This is a genomic window from Candidatus Jettenia sp. AMX1 (assembly GCF_030263775.1).
In the GTDB taxonomy this organism is placed as follows: Bacteria; Planctomycetota; Brocadiia; order Brocadiales; family Brocadiaceae; genus Jettenia; species Jettenia caeni.
On record NZ_SZPP01000037.1, the window covers coordinates 11,747 to 30,182 of the forward strand.

Here is an 18,436-nt window from a genome sequence, read left to right on the forward strand (position 1 = left end):
GATATGAGGAGGTCAGGGATTATACTCAACGATTCCGCAAAGCAGCAATATCCTTCAGGAAACGCTCCCTGGAATACGTTCCCTTCCTAACCACGAGTGAAACACAATGGTTCAATTTTTCTTTATCTTCCTGCGTTAAGTCTTTGGCGGTAATTACAATAATGGGAATTGCACCTGTTTCCGGAGAGATCTTGAGTTTTTCAATAACATCAAATCCATTAATCTCCGGCATTAACAAGTCCAGGAGAATCAAATCAGGCTTACATTGAAAAACCTTATCGATCCCTTCTTTCCCACCGTAGGCCTTTAGCACCTCATACCCCTCAGAAGCCAGGAGAGTAGTAAGCAATTCGACTGATTTGGGTTCATCATCAATAATCAATACTTTGGTATGTGCACTATTAACAACGGGAGGTAATCCATAAGAGGTTAGTTTAGACAGGAGCTCATTTCTGCTTACCGGTTTACACAGATAATCTGTTGCACCCAGCCCGAATCCAATATCTTTATCATTTACAATTGAAACGACAAGGACGGGAATATCTTTAACTTCATTATCTTCTTTGAGTTCTTTTAACACCTCCCAACCATCTTTTTTGGGAAGCATTACATCCAGAGTAATAGCAAATGGCCTGTACTGCCTGGCCTTTTGCAAAGCATCTTCGCCATCAAAGGCAGTGATTGTCCGATATCCTGCATTATGTAAAAAAATGCATAATAACTCGCTGGTTTTAGGGTCATCTTCTACAACCAACACTAGTTCACGATCTGCTGATCCTTCTTGTAAGAAAGCGCCCTTTTTCACACTGCGTGGCTGTATAAATGGATTTTTTGGTAAAACAAAATAAAAGGTACTTCCTACACCAAGCTTACTCTCAAACCCTATCTTGCCTCCATGCAATTCAACAAGCCTTTTTGAGAGGGCAAGCCCTAGTCCTGTTCCCTCATATTTACGCGATACAGAACTGTCAACCTGTTTAAATTCAACGAAAATCTTAGAATAATCTTCAGGCGCGATCCCAATACCAGTATCGGTAACCTTAACATCGATAAAATCCTTTTCATTCTCATCCTTACCGGTATCAGTACGGATAATAATCTTTCCTTTTTCAGAAGTAAACTTAATAGCGTTCGAAAGCAAATTATATAAAATCTGTTTGAATTTTACATGATCTGCAAAGAGACGTTCAGCAGGATTGTGGATAACGGTCTCAACGGTTAGAGATTTCTTGTTAGCAAGCCCTTTTAGTGTGGTCAGGACCTCCTCCATAGCCTTACCAATCTCAAATTCTTCATATTTCAGTTCCAGTTTACCCGATTCTATCTTTGAAAGATCCAGGATATCGTTAATCATTTGCAGGAGATGCTGGCCACTGCTGTGTATATCCTTAACAAATCCCATCTGCTCCTCATTCAGATCGCCGCATAGTTCATCACGAAGTACCTCTGAAAAACCAATAATTGCGTTTAACGGGGTACGTAATTCATGGGACATATTTGCCAGAAACTCACTCTTAGCCTTATTGGCAGCCTCAATCTTTCTATTTTGTATTTCAGTAAGCCGCACCCTTTCCTGTAATGCGGCATTATAGCTGTGGATATAGGTATCGATAGACAATTGCATATCTAAGTTCATAATCTTATCCAGAGCCAGGATATAGTCTCTCATTTTATCAGGTTGAGCTTTATACGTTTCTATGATAAGCGGAAAGATGATTCGATGATATAAGCAATATGCTCCAATATACCAGTAAGGAAATAGATTTATACGATCATGCGTCTTTCCAACTTTTAATCGATGTTCAAAATATTTCTCATCATACATCCCTTCAGTTATCATGAGAAGATATTCCTTTTGTGTACGTTTGACTCTCTTAATTATCTCTTCGTTAACAAAAAAAACCCGTGTTTCTTTAAACCCGAAGAGATGATTATAAAATTTATTTACAATGTCGTCCACATGATGATGGATAAATCCTTTTAATTCTTTGAGCAAATTTACGTCTCTCTCTGTAAAATCCAAATAATCTTTACGAGTCTGACGATCTTGTTCACTCAGATGTAAATCATCAATAGGCATGATATGTTCTTCCATGTCGCATCTCACTTAATTAGAAGTATTCTGCGGTGATACTATCATTTGGATGAGAGGCCAGGCATGTTAAGGTATTTCTCGTATATTTTCATAACAAATTCAGATGCTTGCTCATCGCTGATAGTATGCCCCTGTGCTTGATATAAATGCCTGATGTTTATATGTGCATTCGTCATTAACGCCAAAAATATTGCATCCTGAGATGTAAATGTCTTAAACATTGCATCCTCCTTTTACGATCAGCAAATCTTCACCCTTACTATTCTTTATTCAGAAAAATAAGAAGAGGGATTATAAACAGAAATATGCATCAATAACCTGTATTCCGTGACAATTAAAGCTGGTCTAATAACTCCTTCTTCTTTTCATTATAGTCATCTTCGGTAATTAGCCCTTCCGATTTTAGCTCTTTTATCTCTCTCAATTGGTCTTTGATACTCATATCAATCATAGCTTCTCTCAGCAATTTAGCCTTTTTGTAATCATAATCTTCCTCAGAAACAATCCCCTCGCCGACCATTTCACGGAGAATGACAAGTTTATTTTTTACTTTACTTTTACTTTCCTCTTTTTCGGGAATCGTTGAATCTGGCTGATCATGTACACCGCCACTCCCCATCATTCCTTCTAATTTTCTGAGGCGAGCATCAATATCAGAGGTACCCTGCTTGATCTTTTCATCAACGGTTTTTGCCTTTGGCACGATGGGTTGATGGTATATTTCATCTGATAAATTTATGAGAAGCCAGTTTTCATGGTCTGGTTCAAGCCGCTGTCCAGCCGATGGGATTACCTTCCAAAAGCGATTCCGTTTCATCCTGGTGGGATTCTCTCCTCCTGTAATTCCTCCTGTTATGTGCTTCTTTTCATACGATACAGATTCACTATAGCTTTGAAACATATGAATCCGGCTAAAAACGATATTTAACATATTATCATTCATGAATAATACACAATAATTCTGTTGATCTGTCAAAATGAAACGTTCAGAATATGATGAGATGATAATAGCCTGTTTCGGCGTGGCAACGGAAAATGCCTGAATAATCAAAGGAGCCAGTTTCTTTATCTCGTCATCTTGAAAAACCTTTAAATTACCTTTCTTTTTCAAAAAACCCTTCTCTTCATAAGAAATATTCGATAACGCATTGGTAACGACATTCCCGGTCAGTTCATAAGGATGATCAAACTGGATATGCTGACCATTTTTCTTAACAGGCAATTCTGCGTGCTTTACAGTAATTCTGTCATCTTCGTAAGTGTCTGCATGGATTCTCCAGGATAAACACAAGAGTAGTACCCATGTAATTCCTACCAACAAGCCTTTTTGTTCTAATTTCTGATATTTCACGATAATTTATCCTATAATTTCTATAGCTTCGGAAAGATAACCAACCTCGATCAATTCTATCCCAAATTCTTTCCCAATACCTTTTACATTATCCTTTGGAATGACGGCTCTTTTAAAACCGAGCCTTTGCGCCTCTTTTAACCGGATCTCAATTTGATTTACGTTACGAACTTCTCCGCCGAGTCCTACTTCTCCAATAACTACCATATCTGATGGTATTACCTTTTCTTTGAAACTTGATGCAATCGTCATAGCAATGCCAAGGTCTGCTGCCGGCTCATCTATCTGAACCCCTCCCACGATATTCACAAAAATATCCTGTCCTCCTAACTTCAGTTCTATCCGTTTTTCAAGAACAGCGAGGATCATAGATACTCGGTTATAATCTACTCCACTAACTTTCCTTTCCGGCATACCGAAATTCGCCCTTGCAACGAGGGCCTGAATCTCAATCAGTAAAGCCCTGGTGCCTTCCATACAAGGAATAATAGCCGAGCCGGTGTTTATCCTCCTGCCTTGCGAAATAAATATTTCGGACGGGTTATCTACTTGCTGCAATCCATTTTTTCTCATCTCAAAAATACCGATTTCATCGGTAGAACCGAACCTGTTCTTAACAACCCTCAGAATACGATAGCACTGGGATTTTTCTCCTTCAAAATATAAGACCGTATCTGCCATATGTTCCAAAACTTTAGGACCAGCGATAATACCTTGTTTGGTTACATGCCCAACCAGAAAAATAGCAGACCCGGTGGACTTGGCAGTGTAAATCAACTCATTAGCACATTGGCGTACTTGTGCAACCGTTCCCGGAGAAGAATCGAGTTGGGATTTATAGATCATTTGAATGGAATCGATCACCACCATAGTCGGATGAGTATTATGGATATTTTCCAGGATAAAATCAAGATTTGTTTCTGCAACAACCAGTAAATTATCTGACAGGATGGATAACCTTTCAGCCCGTAATTTAGTTTGGGCTACCGATTCTTCACCAGTAATATAAAGAGTTGTGTACCCTTTTTGGCTGATATTCTGACATATTTGTAAAAGAAGTGTAGATTTGCCAATACCGGGTGTTCCACCAATTAACACAGCGGAACCAACAATTATCCCACCACCGAGAATTCTGTCAAATTCTTTCATTCCCGTCTCTATGCACGGGCACTCCGGTGATTTCACCCTTGTTATGGGTTGTGGCAATTCACGGTTAAATGCGACAGATTTAGAATGCAAGCCGGTATGGGAGGTCTGAATTTCTTCAACGGTCGAGTCCCATTCCCCACAACCGCCACAACGCCCGACCCATTTTAAACTCTTCCAACCACAGTGCTGGCAAACATAAACGACGCCTGTTTTTGACATAGGGTACCAATACTATAATTACTCTCAACATCCTGAAATAAAAAAAGGGAAGAGTTTTCACTCTCCCCTTTTTTTATTTCAAATTATTTTGTTTCATTTAGAGATTACTTTCAGCATTTGCTAATGCAGGCTCTGGTTTTTCAGCCACCTCGTCAAAGACAAGCTTGCCCTCATGCACCCTTGCCCTCACATGTCTCTTCCCCTCGAACTTGCCCTGTAATATCTCTTCTGAAAGCGGGTCCTCTAAATAACTTTCTATTGCTCTTCGCAGCGGACGCGCGCCGTAGTTTTGATTATATCCTTTCTCTATCAGGAATTCCAGCACATCGTCCGACAAGGTAACTTCAATATTGAAACTCTGCAGTCTCTGTTTAACACCTTTCAATTCAATCTCAATAATATTCTTCAAATTTTCCTTATTCAGCGGTTTGAAGACGATAATATTATCTACCCGGTTTAAAAACTCCGGACGGAAATGTTTATCAACTTCTTTCTTGAGTTGCTCTTTCATGGTGTCATAGGTGTGCTCATCCGTTACCTTCTTGAAACCTAAAGATGCCTGATTCTTAATAACATCTGCTCCGATATTTGAGGTCATAATAATAACTACATTCCGGAAATCGACATGCCGCCCGAAACTATCAGTTAACTTCCCGTCTTCCATAATCTGCAGGAGCATATTAAATACATCAGGATGGGCCTTCTCAATCTCATCCAACAATACCACGGCATACGGGCGCCGGCGAATTTTCTCTGTCAGTTGACCTCCCTCTTCATAGCCAATATAGCCTGGAGGGGCGCCAATTAACCGTGAGATGTTGTGCTTTTCCATATACTCAGACATATCAATCTGAATAAGGGCTTCCTCTTCTCCAAACAAGAATTTAGCCAGCGATCTTGCAAGGTGAGTCTTACCTACACCGGATGGACCTACAAATATAAAAGACGCTACCGGACGATTAGGGTTTTTCAATCCTGCGCGAGAACGACGTATCGCTTTGGCAATCGCTTTTACTGCTTCTTCCTGACTAATCACCATCTTATGAAGTTCTTCTTCCATACGAAGTAATCTCTTCGCTTCAGCAGATTCGATACGGGTAATAGGAATCCCTGTCATCTTGGAAACAACTTCAGCTACAATTTCACTGTTTACAACACCTTCGACCTCAGCGCGGGTTTCCCGCCATTCCTTTTCAATAGACTCTTTTTTCTTTTTCAGCTTATCCGCTTTATCCCGTAGGCGGGCAGCTCTCTCAAAATCTTGTATTGCCACAGATTCGTCCTTATCTTTTTCCAGTTTATTGATTTCTTCCTCGATATGCCTCAGATCGGGAGGTTGTGTAGTTGCTTTGAGCCTCACCCTTGCGCATGCTTCATCAATCACATCAATAGCTTTATCAGGAAGGTATCTTCCCGTAATATAGCGAATTGATAATTCTGCTGCAGACTCCAAAGCCTCGTCCAGGATTTGAACTTTGTGATGCGCCTCATATCGGTCGCGAAGTCCTTTCAGTATTTCAATGGTTTCCAGCTTCGAAGGAGGTTCAACAACGATAGTCTGGAATCTTCTTTCGAGGGCGCCGTCTTTCTCAATATATTTTCTATATTCATCGAGCGTAGTAGCGCCAATACACTGGATTTCACCCCGTGATAATGCAGGTTTTAAAACATTGGATGCGTCAATTGCACCTTCTGCGCCACCTGCGCCTACCAGAGTATGCAGCTCGTCAATAAACAGGATGATATTTTTTGCCCTTTTTACCTCAGACATTACCGCTTTAATACGTTCCTCGAATTGACCTCTGTATTTCGTACCAGCGACCATCATTGCAAGGTCCAGAGCTACAATCCGCCGGTCTCTTAATAATTCAGGAATATTCCCCTGCACAACTGCCTGTGCAAGACCTTCAACGATAGCTGTCTTTCCAACACCAGCCTCACCTAACAACACTGGGTTGTTCTTTGTGCGCCGGCACAAGACTTGAATAACACGTTCAATCACATCCTGACGTCCAATAACAGGGTCAAGCTCATGTTCTCTCGCTTGTTGTGTAAGGTCCCTCCCAAAAGAATCTAAAGCAGGGGTTTTCGATTTCCCCTTCTTTTCTTCTTTCTCCTGATTGGCGCCCCCTTGAGCAGCTTCAGAGCCCAGCAATCCAATAACCTCTTCCCGTACATCCTCAAGTTTTACGCCAAGATTTAACAATACCTGTGCCGCAACACCTTCCTGTTCTCTCAGCAATCCCAATAATAAATGCTCTGTCCCAATATAATTGTGCCCTAATGCCCGTGCTTCTTCCATAGCGTATTCCAGTACCTTTTTTACACGCGGGGTGAAGGGTAACTGTCCTACGGAAACAAGGTCTGAACCGCTTTGCACAATTTTTTCTACTTCAAGACGTATTTTTTTCAGCTCTATATCGAGGTTTTGCAAAACATTTGCCGCAACCCCGCTGCCTTCCTTCACCAACCCCAGCAAAATATGCTCGGTTCCAATATATTCGTGATTGAATCGCCTGGCTTCCTCGCGTGCGAGCGCCATAACTTTTCTAGCACGATCAGTAAATCGATCAAACATAGTACATACCTATCCTTTCAACTTTCTATCTTTTCAAGGCGCTTTCTTACATACGATGCGCGAATAATATTTCTCTGAGCAGAAGTAAGCTCTCGTCCTTCTAACTTTTGTAAATGCCCAGGTAGTGTAAGTATGAAGAGTTCATTTAATGTTTTCATTTGAATATCGTTAATTATTCCTAAGTTAACGCCCATTCGTACTTGAGATAGCAAGTGCAAAATTTCATCGGAAGAAATCGTCCGCGCGACCTTAAGCATACCGTAAGACCGCCATACACGGTCTTCCAATTGTTCCCGGCTTTCAGAAACCAATGCTTTTCGCGCCATTCGCTCATAACTGGTAATCCTGGGAATCACACTCTCTATAATTTCAATAATTTCCAATTCTGATTTCCCAAGGGTAAACTGGTTAGAGATTTGATACAAATCTCCGGAAACTTGCGTCCCCTCACCATACATCCCCCTTACTACTAGTCCAAGTTTCACAACCGCATTAAATACCTTTTCAATATGGTGTGTCATGCCCAGTGCAGGTAAATGCAACATAACAGAGGCTCTCATTCCGGTGCCAACATTCGTAGGGCAGGATGTCAAATAACCAAAACGCGAGGAATAAGCATAGTTTATCTTTTTCTCTAACTTATTATCAATATCATCAATTGTTTTCCATGTTTCCTTTAATTCAAATCCTGAACGAATCACTTGTATTCTCAGGTGATCTTCTTCGTTTACCATAAGACTAATGGTTTCTGATTTTCCAAAAGCAACGCCCCTTACGCCCTCTCCTCCGGCATGCTCCCTGCTAATAAGATGACGTTCTACAAGAAAAAGCCGATCCACAGGCGAAATATCTGCAAGATTTACATAAAAAAGGTCCTGGGTAATTTCAGATTCCTTAATCTTATCCCTTATGATTTCCTCAAGTTCCGTTTTTTGCTTTACATTGGCCCTCGAAAGAAAGGGAAATCGCGCCACATTCCTTGCCAAACGAATCCTGCTGCTAATAACAATATCTGAATCAGGTCCCGTTCCTCTTAACCATTCTCCTGTATTATCAGTTAAATCACTAATCTTCATTATTGTTGTCGCCTGAAAGTTCATAAATCTTGTCCCTCAACTCCGCCGCCTTTTCATAATCCTCTTTTTCCACCGCTTTATTGAGTTCGCTTCGTAATTGCATGAGTTCATTTTTTTTGATTAATTCTTTTCCGGCCCTCGAAGGAACCTTTCCTACATGTTGAGTACTACCATGCATCTTTTCTAATAACGGGATCAAACCTTTCCTGAAAATAGTATAATCCATAGGACAACCCAATCGACCATGAGAGCGGAAATCCAGATAGGATAATCCACATACCGGGCAAGAGATCTTAGACATCTCGTTAATTTCTGGCGCTACTTGATTAATCAGGCTGGTCAATATCTCTGTAGGTGTTGGAATTTTTGCAAGTTGTGTATTAACGGTTTGCGCGCATTCTTCGCAAAGGTGCCGCTCTTTCTTTGCAGTGCCAACAATTTCGGTTAAATGAACCGTCGCATGCTTTTTATTGCAGGACTCACACTTCATTCTTTAATTACCTCAATCGAATCTTTAGATTAAGTCTAATAAAATCATCTTTTTTCCCATTTTAACACATCTATGACTTTTCCTAAAGAACTTTTTTCAGATATTATTTCCTCTCGAATCCTATTCTCTTTTTCTAAACAGTCCATACCGTAATTAACCATAATATCTGCTTCCGACTGGGGAAGCACCATCAACCCATCATCATCTCCTATAATCCAATCACCAGGATTTATTTGAATTCCCGATATGCGAATCGGCACGTTAATCTCACCAAATCCTTTTGGTTCACCCGCCATTGGCATCACCATTTTTGTAAAAGCCGGAAAGTTTAATTTCCTGATTTCTGCAACGTCCCGCATTGCTCCATGAATAACCACACCCCGTATTTTTTTTTGCAATGCACTGTGAGTTGCTAATTCTCCCCAAACTGCAGGACCAGTCCCTCCCGCATCAATCACAATTATATCACCCTCTTTTGCAATATCTATAGCCTCAACCGGCTTTGCCCAGTCGCCAGGATATGTCCGGACAGTAACCGCATTACCGAGCAATTTCATATTAGTATATATTGGGTATAATCCGGTAATACCTTCTGCACGGTGACTGCCATCTGAAATATTCGCCGTAGAAAGTTTCATTAAAGCATCCCGGACTTCTTCGGGCGTTACCCTTTTAAATAGTGTCGTACAGATCCGCCGATTCTCTCTAATCGCATTCTTAATACTTTCTGCTGCAACTTTTGCGTTTTTTGATTTCGTAATATATCCACCGACAATAACAACGCTTGCTCCTGCATTTACGGTATCCAGTACGTTTTCAGAATTTATACCACCTGCAACAGCGATGGGTATTTTTACTTTACTACCGATACGCTGCAACATATTGAAAGGCGTTTCCCCATGCATTTGATCATCTATAGCGGTATGAACAGCAATATAATCTGCGCCCCATTTTTCTATATTCGTAATATGTTCATCGATTTTGCTATCATTCATAAAGTCTACACAAATTTTTATACCATAATTCCTTCCCGCCTCTATACACTCCCTTATTGTTGAATCAGGAGCATGCCCCATCACAACGGCAATATTCGCACCCGCTTTTGCAGCCATCTCCACCTCAGTACGACCCGCATCCATAGTTTTCATATCAGCAACCAAAGTTACAGCAGGAAATAACTTTCTAAAATGGCGTATCGCATTCATCCCCTCGCTCTTAATAAGCGGAGTGCCAATCTCAAGCCAATCAGCCCCCCCCTCAATCGCCTCCTGAGCAACCTTTACAGCCCGGTGAAGATCAACAAAATCGAGGGCCACTTGTAATATTACCGCCATTGCCTACCCTTATATTGTAAAAGAACTCATTCAAAATATACAGCCCCGCAACGGTCAGATTCCCAGGTTGTTACTCTGCCAACCATCACTCCGGCGGGCAGTTTACTCTTCAACTCATGATAGAGTAATTGAGAAAGGTTTTCCGTCGTTGGGTTTAAAACCTTGAAAGCAGGAAGTTCGTTCAAGTAAGCGTGATCAAAAGTATTTATGATCTCTCCAAGAATAGTTTTCGCTTCCCGAAAATCCATAACCATACCTAATTTGTTCAAATTTTCAGCCTTTAAAACAACCTGAACCTTCCAATTATGACCGTGAAGCCTCTCGCATTGCCCTTTGTATTCCCGCAGGTTATGCGCTGCAGAAAAATCTGTTTCAACGATTAATTCAAACATGTACTCTACACCAAAGAGATGTCTTGTTTTACCGTAATACAAATTGCCACAATGAATTATATAAAAATCTTATCACTCGTAAAAATAAAAGTCAAGTGATTTCTTGGCCCTTTAAATATACTTAAACTCTCACTATAAAAAAACATAGGATAGTTTAAAATCAATGTTACGATATTTTATTATTGCTATTTTCTTTTGAATTGTCTTTGTAACTCATCCAGAGAAAAATTTAAAGCTGTTGGTCTGCCGTGTGGACAGTTATGTATGTATGCATGTATACTTCTTTTCTTTTCCAGGAGTTCTTCTATCTCTTGTGGTTCAAGCCTTTGACCTGCCTTGATAGCGCCTTTGCATGCCATAACGCTGATTAACTTGCTTAAAATCTTATCTTTTCCTTTCAGGAAATCTTCCTCGCTTAATTCGGCTAGTATCTCCTCTATAAATGCTTTGGCATTTAAATGCTTCAGAATTTGCGGAAAGGAACGGATCACAACCGTATGCTGACCAAACTCCTCAGCCTCAATTCCTATCGATTCCAGATATTCTCTCAAACTGATAACACTAAAAAAATCTTTTGGATTCAGCTCGACAAGTTCGGGTATTAGTAAGCGTTGACTGAAAGACCTGGAAGCGCGTATACTCGATTCTATTTCATGGTACAAGATTATCTCGTGCAGGGCATGTTGATCTATAATATTCAATCCATCTTCCGTCTCTTCTACGATGTAGGAATTATGAATTTGGAGATATACTCTCTTGCTTCTCATAATGCCTTCCGGAATTCTTATCTTTTCTTCTTTATCTGTTTCTCTGTTCGTTTGAATATCATTATCTATCTTCGATATAGGTCTCAAAACAGATTTTTCATCGTCCCTGTTTGCGCTTTCGCAAGGAAGAGAGATAGGTTCATGCCTCTTTGTTAATCCATGTCTCGTGGAAAGCTCATCTGCCCTTTTAAAAGAGAATTGTTCCCACAATGACTTTTTTATAAGGTCTGCTCCCTCTGTCTTTATCGATTCCCTTTCCAGCTCTTGTATAGGAGATAGTATCGTAGCAGGTTGAGTTGTTGATTTATTTAAACCTTCTTTTAATGCTGAAAGGATATAATTATACATTACGTTCGTATTCCGGAAGCGCACCTCAATTTTTGTCGGGTGGACATTCACGTCCACCTCGGATGGCTCCACCTGAAGAAACAAGAAAACAATCGGATACCTCTTATGCATTAATTTTCCGTGATAGGCCTCATGAATAGCCCGAAAGATAGCGCTATCCTTGATATAGCGGCCATTCAAAAATATGAATTGCATCCTTGCATTCGCTTTATTAAAAAAAGGAGGTACAACATATCCTGAAAGGGCACACATTTCCTCTCTGAGAAATACGCTGATAAGATGTTTTCTCATCTCCTCACCAAAGAACATCCCAATACGTTCAGCTACATCATGAACGGGTGGAAGGTTGAACACCATCCTGTTGTTATGCATAAGGGTAAAATGAATCTTCGGATAGGAGAGAGAAAATCTCGTTAATACTTCGGAAATATACGCTATTTCCGTAGGTGCGGTCTTCATGAATTTTTTCCGTACAGGAGTATTAAAAAACAGATCCCTTACCTCAACTTGTGTACCTTCAGGCGCACCCCGCTCCTTCATGTGCCCAAGAACTCCGCCGTCGATTCTTATTTCCGCTCCGTGTATAGTTCCTTTCGCCCTGGAAATAATACACGCGTGTGAAATGGCTCCAATACTCGGCAGCGCTTCTCCCCGAAAACCCAGGGAATGAATTGAAAATAAATCATCTGCACTCTGCAGTTTACTGGTAGCATGGCTTTGAAAGGCAATCGCAAGGTCTTCAGTATCCATCCCGACACCATCATCTGAGACACGTATCAGTTTTCTGCCCCCATCTTCTAAATACGTATCAATTCTCGATGCTCCGGCATCAATAGCATTCTCAATCAATTCCTTTACTACAGATGCCGGGCGGTCAATCACCTCACCTGCAGCAATTTTATTAATAACAGATGAGGGAAGAATTTTTATTTTTGACATACATCATATTCCATAAAGTAAATACGCAGGAGCGTATAAATCCTGCCCTGGTAAATAGATCACAAAAGCCTAAGATACGTTTAAAGATAATTCATATATACAATACTGCTATTTATCCGCTATACGAAATATACTGCAACAGTAGTGGATTAGTTTATTTAAATTATAGTAAATTTGTGTTATATTAAATAGATATTTTCCAGGATTTAAGGAAAACAACAGAATGAAGTACATGATAAAGAATAAGGTATTGTAAAATAAACATTATGATTACGAAAACACGGGAAACGGAAATTAACAAGTGTGCTAAATGTGGTAAGTGTCGCTCAATCTGCCCTGTTTTTATCGAAACAGGTAACGAGTCCATGGTAGCGCGAGGTCGCATTAGCCTTGCAGAAGCATTACGGGATGGCGAGATCTTTTACACAAAACAGTTGAGAGATTATCTCCTCTCCTGTAAGAAATGCCTCCGATGCTCCAGTATCTGTCCTTCGGGCGTCGATTATGATTTTATTATACAGACAATGACCGATGACCTGGCAAATCATATCGGGATATGGCTTATACCACGAATAATATTACAGCTCTTTCTTCCCCGAAGACGGCTCTTTAATCTTCTTTTAAAATCAGCCAGCGCTTTTCAACGGATTGTTCCCTTAAAACGACATGGCGCCATGAGGCATTTACCGCTGATGTTTATGGATGGAAGATGGATTCCGCCTCTGGCAAAAGAATTTGTATTAGACAAATACCGTACTACAAAAAAGATACATAATCCTAAAATGCGGGTGGGTTTTTATGTGGGATGCCTTATCAACTATGTTTATACCGATATTGCAGATGCGGTGGTCGAGGTATTACACCATCTCGATGTTGAGGTAATTATTCCCTCCAAACAGCTATGCTGCGGTATTCCCGCACGGTCGCTGGGAGACGTAAAAACAGCACGGAAATTAGCGGAAACAAACGTAAGGGTATTTGAGGAAGCCCAGGTTGATTTTATTATTACTGCCTGCGCCACTTGCGGAAGGACACTGAAAAGGGATTACCATCATATCTTAGGCGATCGTTCTCAAAAATTTAGAGAAAAACTCTATGATATATCCGAGTTTATTGAAAAATATTTTACGTATAAACTACAGCCCCTAACGACAAAAATCTCATACCACGATCCATGTCATCTCCATTGGGGACAAAATATCTCAAAGCAGCCGAGGGATATCCTGAGACGTTCGGCCCAGTTTCAGGAAATGGAAACTCCGGAACGATGCTGCGGCGGCGGTGGAATATTTAATATACTGCATTATGACCTCTCAATGAAGATTGGTGAACATAAGGCAAGAACCATAGAAAAAAGCGGTGCAAAAGCAGTAGCAACGGGATGTCCCGGATGCCGGATGCAGATCGAGGATCTTCTTGCCTCACGAGGTTCTGAAATTACCTGTGTGCATACCATACAAGTACTAAGAGATGCAATGGTGTCAGCCCGTTAACAACAGAGAAATAGTTCCCTGCAGAGGGTGCAGAGAAAACAGACAAATTTATTTATAGTATAGGATTTTTTCTGTAGGGCAACTCTTTAGGGTTACTATCCCTGTGCGCATATTCAGAGGCGGGGAGCAAGGCTAAAGCCTTGCCCTGCATCTTAAATTTGCCTTTCTTTGCGTCCTCCGTGGTAAATCAGATTTTCTTCCCTATCATAACTTTTCTAATAACTTTTCGGCAATCTGGACGGCATTGAGGGCAGCTCCTTTTCGGAGATTATCGCTCACAATCCATAAGTTAATCCCATTCTCAATGGATTTGTCCTCACGGATACGCCCCACAAACACATCATCCTTCCCAGCCGCATCTGTAGCCAGAGGATATAGCTGATTGCCCGGATCATCTATAACAGTAACACCCGGCGCTTTTAGCAGGAGATCTTTTACCTCCCGGGCAGTAATCTTTTTCTTTGTTTCTACGTTAACTGATTCACTATGGCTACGAATAACAGGTACGCGTACCGTTGTTGCGGTCACCCCAATGCTATTATCCCCCATAATCTTTTTCGTCTCATTCACCATCTTCATCTCCTCAGATGTATATCCATCGGACAAAAACGCATTACTCTGGGGAATCTGGGGCAAAACATTAAATGCAATCTGATGCGGAAATAAACTTCTCTTAAAATCTCTCTTACCCTCGAGGATGCTGGAAGTCTCCTTTTGAAGTTCATCAACTGCCTTCAGCCCTGCACCAGATACTGCCTGATATGTTGAGACAACAATTCTCTTTATCCCGGCAACATCATGGATCGGTTTCAGAGCGACCACCATCTGAATGGTAGAACAGTTAGGATTGGCAATTACACCATAATGCCTGGCAATTTCCTGAGGGTTTACCTCGGGTACCACCAAGGGAACATCATCATCCATTCTAAAGGCACTGGAATTATCCACACAAATAGCACCGCTCTCGATAGCATAGGGTACATATTCCCTGCTAATATTTGCCCCTGCGCTAAACAGAGCAATCTTTATACCCTGAAATGATTGCCTGGTTAATTCCTGTACTGTATAATCAACCCCGCAAAACTTCATCTTCTTGCTGGCAGAACGTTTTGAAGCCAGCAATCTCAATTCATGTATAGGAAATTTTCTGCTTTCCAATATCCGTAAAAATTCCTCGCCTACAGCGCCTGTTGCGCCTACAACCGCCACATTTACAGCCATTTTCTTTAAAAAACTCCTTTCATTCATGAAGTTAGCCACAAAGACACTAAGAACACAAAGAAAGTCCTTAACCTTTTTTCTCTTTCTTCTCCGTCTCTCTTTGATCAGCTATTTTTATTCTTTCACTGTGTACTCTGTAATTTTAAATATCTATTTACTACGTATTAAGATATCATCCTGGATCAATTCTCTTTTTTTAATGGACGCTATCTCTGATAAAAACCTCTGCGCATCTTCGTAATAGCCCGCTGTTGGTTTTAAATCAGGGACAAATTGAAGCCAATAGTGATTCTCCAACCGCATAAATAATTCTCTCATATATTTGCTAAACACGGATGCCAGAGCTACCGTCATGCAGGCATCTTCACCTTTCTCCACAAAAGATATCTCCATTTCTCTTCGTGCACATGAAATCTTATATGCTGAAACTTTAACACCTTCTTTTAAGACCGTTATATCCACTCCGGGCAACCGGTCTCTTAAGAGGCTAAGATAACTATTCCTGCCACCTTGCTTATCTGCAATTAATCTTATAGTGCCAGCGCCATCACAACGGTTCCACAGATCAGTAACAAGCGTTATAAAATTATCGAATAATACCGTAGCCTTATTTCCTGATACCTCTACCTGTTCATTTAATTCTTTAACCGTTACAACGCGACTGACTGTATAGCAAAATTGGATGTTTTGCTTCTGTAAAACATATTTTAACAAATGGGTATAATTTAAAACAGCAGAAACACTCGTAGCCAATGGCAACGGATAATCTTTCCCGGCATACCAGGGATAACGGCTGAGTATCTTGATGTGGCAGCACGATAGAACGTTAAGCAATTGATAAAATGATGTGATCTTTACATCTTTTGATAACAGAAAAGAGAGAACAATATCTTCTAATGGTTTTAACCCGCTACGCGCATTATACAACTTTTTACTGTCCCGAACAGTCAATCGATGCATCTTGCTTTTGAGACCGTTTGAAACAGCATCTTCCAGCAATTTCCATAGCGAGCAATCTATCTTTTCATCCGGCACATCGAAAGCAATAGCTGTAATTACCAAAGGTCCAAGCACAGGACCATATCCGGCTTCATCTACCCCTGCTATTATAGTCATAGTACAATACCTAAAATTTTTTGTATTATATCGCCTTGCATGTGAAAGTCAAAATGAAACTCATTTCATTTCCCTTGACAATATTTTCAGTAAAAAATATAATTTCTGGATATTTTGTACAGCTACCTTACATAATTCACGATAGACTAAACGAGGCTTATGCCTCGTTAATTTTTGGAATACAGCAATGCAGGTGCTCAGAACATGGGAATGTAATATTGATAAGGAAATTAAGAAACTCAAGCGACGGTTAAGTGTTTTAGACGGTTTCTCAAATCAGAGAGATGCCGTACTCAAAATCATCCGCGATATTCAAAAGCGTGGAGATAAGGCTATTGTAAGCTATAGTAAACGCTTTGATAAGGCTTCTCTCCTGCCAGATGAATTTCAGGTAAAGGATGAAGAAATTGCGGAAGCGTATAAGAAGATATCACTTCCTTTTGTAAGGTCTATTCAACGGGCTATCACAAATATATGGACGTACCAGGAACACATACGAATCCGTAATATCAGCCCGTTAAAAACACATGGTGTTGTGCTTGATACGGTGTATTCCCCTCTTGAGAGCGTAGGGGTTTATGTTCCGGGTGGCGCCGCCTCTTATCCATCAACGGTATTGATGAATACCATACCGGCGCGTGTAGCAGGTGTTGGCAAGATAATCATGACTACACCACCTGCAAAAGATGGAACCATCCCGCCAGAAAGATTGGTAGCTGCAAAGGAATCGGGTGTGAATGAAATCTATAAGATTGGTGGCGCCCAGGCTATTGCCGCCCTTGCGTTTGGCACAGAAACAGTTCCAAAAGTAGACAAAATCGTGGGACCCGGGAATATATTTGTAACGCTTGCGAAAAGGGAAATCTTTGGATATGCCGGCATCGATATGCTGGCAGGACCGAGTGAGGTAGTAATTGTAGCTGATGACCACGCAAATCCATCGTTTGTAGCATCTGACCTGTTATCGCAAGCAGAACATACACCAGGTATCGCAATACTGGTTACTTTCTCAGAGTTGTTGACAGAACAAGTAATGGCAGAGTTAAAGCTACAAATAACCAAATTGAAACGGCGTACAGATACAAAAAAATGTCTTGATAAATTCGGTATCATTCTCTTGACAAAAAATATTGACGAATGTATAGACATTGCAAATACCTTAGCTCCGGAACATTTACAAATTATGACGCAAAATCCCAGAAACGTGTTGTCGCATATTAAGCATGCCGGGGCAATCTTTTTGGGTTCCTATACACCTGTCGCATTAGGAGATTATATCGCAGGGCCTTCTCATGTACTCCCTACAGGTAGTGACGCACACACACGTTCCATTCAAATCAGATTAAACAAAGAGAAGAGTAAATCTCTGAAATAAGGAGTATGCCATTGAGTTATTTTCGAGACAATATTAAAAAGATGTCGGGATATATACCAGGTGAACAACCGAAAGACGGCATTTATATAAAGCTTAATACAAATGACGTCTTTACCCTGATCCAGTCGCAACAGCAGCCAGAATAAAAATTGCTCAGGTGTTAGGCACAAGGCCAGAGTATGTTATGGCCGGAAACGGTTCAGATGATTTATTGTCGATTATCATACGAAGTTTCGCTGGACCCGGCGACATAGTGGTCTTCCCTTATCCATCGTATATGCTCTATAAAACACTTGCTGAACTGCAGGACGCGTCTGAGTATGCTGTAGATTTTACTGAAGAGTATGCTCTTCCCGGGGATTTTATAGTAAAAGGAGCAAAGGTTACTTTTCTTGCAAACCCAAATTCCCCTTCGGGAACAATGATATCACCGGGCGAAATATCAAAGATCGCTTCTCAGGTAGATGGTGTGCTTGTTATTGATGAAGCATAC

16 protein-coding genes are annotated in these 18,436 nt (G+C 40.7%); 4 read left to right on the forward strand and 12 right to left on the reverse strand.

The annotated features are described in order from the left end of the window. Positions 1 to 25: 25 nt before the first annotated feature. From FBQ94_RS11705 to mutL, 10 genes are all read right to left on the reverse strand, one after another. Positions 26 to 2,095: a protoglobin domain-containing protein gene (locus tag FBQ94_RS11705; RefSeq protein ID WP_007221029.1), complete on the reverse strand. Its 2,070-nt coding sequence runs from the start codon at positions 2,093 to 2,095 to the stop codon at positions 26 to 28. Positions 2,096 to 2,136: 41 nt separating this feature from the next. Continuing rightward, on the reverse strand, positions 2,137 to 2,316 hold the full coding sequence (locus FBQ94_RS11710; protein ID WP_007221028.1) for a hypothetical protein: 180 nt from the start codon (positions 2,314 to 2,316) through the stop codon (positions 2,137 to 2,139). A 113-nt stretch (positions 2,317 to 2,429) separates the two neighbouring features. After that, positions 2,430 to 3,446, reverse strand: a complete 1,017-nt coding sequence (locus FBQ94_RS11715) for an SHOCT domain-containing protein (protein ID WP_007221027.1) — start codon at positions 3,444 to 3,446, stop codon at positions 2,430 to 2,432. Between the two features lie 6 nt (positions 3,447 to 3,452). After that, a complete protein-coding gene (radA, locus tag FBQ94_RS11720) occupies positions 3,453 to 4,814 on the reverse strand; it encodes a DNA repair protein RadA (RefSeq protein WP_007221026.1) in 1,362 nt (453 codons plus the stop codon). 97 nt (positions 4,815 to 4,911) lie between these two features. Then, complete coding sequence (locus FBQ94_RS11725; RefSeq protein WP_007221025.1) at positions 4,912 to 7,392, reverse strand: ATP-dependent Clp protease ATP-binding subunit; 2,481 nt, start codon at positions 7,390 to 7,392, stop codon at positions 4,912 to 4,914. A gap of 17 nt (positions 7,393 to 7,409) precedes the next feature. Continuing rightward, on the reverse strand, positions 7,410 to 8,468 hold the full coding sequence (locus tag FBQ94_RS11730; protein ID WP_007221024.1) for a protein arginine kinase: 1,059 nt from the start codon (positions 8,466 to 8,468) through the stop codon (positions 7,410 to 7,412). After that, positions 8,458 to 8,958, reverse strand: a complete 501-nt coding sequence (locus tag FBQ94_RS11735; protein ID WP_007221023.1) for a UvrB/UvrC motif-containing protein — start codon at positions 8,956 to 8,958, stop codon at positions 8,458 to 8,460. The genes FBQ94_RS11730 and FBQ94_RS11735 overlap by 11 nt, the downstream gene beginning before the upstream one ends. Before the next feature lie 44 nt (positions 8,959 to 9,002). Beyond that, complete coding sequence (hxlA, locus tag FBQ94_RS11740) at positions 9,003 to 10,292, reverse strand: 3-hexulose-6-phosphate synthase (RefSeq protein WP_007221022.1); 1,290 nt, start codon at positions 10,290 to 10,292, stop codon at positions 9,003 to 9,005. A gap of 26 nt (positions 10,293 to 10,318) precedes the next feature. Beyond that, the gene (queD, locus tag FBQ94_RS11745; protein WP_007221021.1) at positions 10,319 to 10,684 is read right to left on the reverse strand and encodes a 6-carboxytetrahydropterin synthase QueD; all 366 of its coding nucleotides are present in this window, start codon (positions 10,682 to 10,684) and stop codon (positions 10,319 to 10,321) included. A gap of 185 nt (positions 10,685 to 10,869) precedes the next feature. Next, positions 10,870 to 12,738 (reverse strand): DNA mismatch repair endonuclease MutL, encoded by a 1,869-nt coding sequence (gene mutL, locus FBQ94_RS11750; protein WP_007221020.1) that lies wholly within the window; start codon positions 12,736 to 12,738, stop codon positions 10,870 to 10,872. 266 nt (positions 12,739 to 13,004) lie between these two features. On the opposite strand from mutL, the gene FBQ94_RS11755 reads away from it, so the two are divergent. Then, positions 13,005 to 14,231, forward strand: coding sequence for a (Fe-S)-binding protein (locus FBQ94_RS11755; RefSeq protein WP_083849215.1), 1,227 nt, complete (start codon positions 13,005 to 13,007; stop codon positions 14,229 to 14,231). Positions 14,232 to 14,435: 204 nt separating this feature from the next. Here the strand turns inward: FBQ94_RS11755 and FBQ94_RS11760 are convergent, their stop codons facing one another. Next, on the reverse strand, positions 14,436 to 15,452 hold the full coding sequence (locus FBQ94_RS11760) for an aspartate-semialdehyde dehydrogenase (protein ID WP_007221018.1): 1,017 nt from the start codon (positions 15,450 to 15,452) through the stop codon (positions 14,436 to 14,438). 150 nt (positions 15,453 to 15,602) lie between these two features. After that, positions 15,603 to 16,568, reverse strand: a complete 966-nt coding sequence (locus tag FBQ94_RS11765; RefSeq protein ID WP_285442149.1) for a ribonuclease H family protein — start codon at positions 16,566 to 16,568, stop codon at positions 15,603 to 15,605. 187 nt (positions 16,569 to 16,755) lie between these two features. Here FBQ94_RS11765 and hisD point away from each other — a divergent pair, with 187 nt between their 5' ends. The 3 genes from hisD to FBQ94_RS11780 form a co-directional block, all read left to right on the forward strand. Next, positions 16,756 to 17,943 (forward strand): histidinol dehydrogenase, encoded by a 1,188-nt coding sequence (gene hisD / locus FBQ94_RS11770; RefSeq protein ID WP_285442150.1) that lies wholly within the window; start codon positions 16,756 to 16,758, stop codon positions 17,941 to 17,943. Positions 17,944 to 17,954: 11 nt separating this feature from the next. Then, a complete protein-coding gene (locus tag FBQ94_RS11775; protein ID WP_285442151.1) occupies positions 17,955 to 18,089 on the forward strand; it encodes a hypothetical protein in 135 nt (44 codons plus the stop codon). A gap of 11 nt (positions 18,090 to 18,100) precedes the next feature. Next, a partial coding sequence (locus tag FBQ94_RS11780) for an aminotransferase class I/II-fold pyridoxal phosphate-dependent enzyme (protein ID WP_285442152.1) occupies positions 18,101 to 18,436 on the forward strand: 336 nt, incomplete at its 3' end.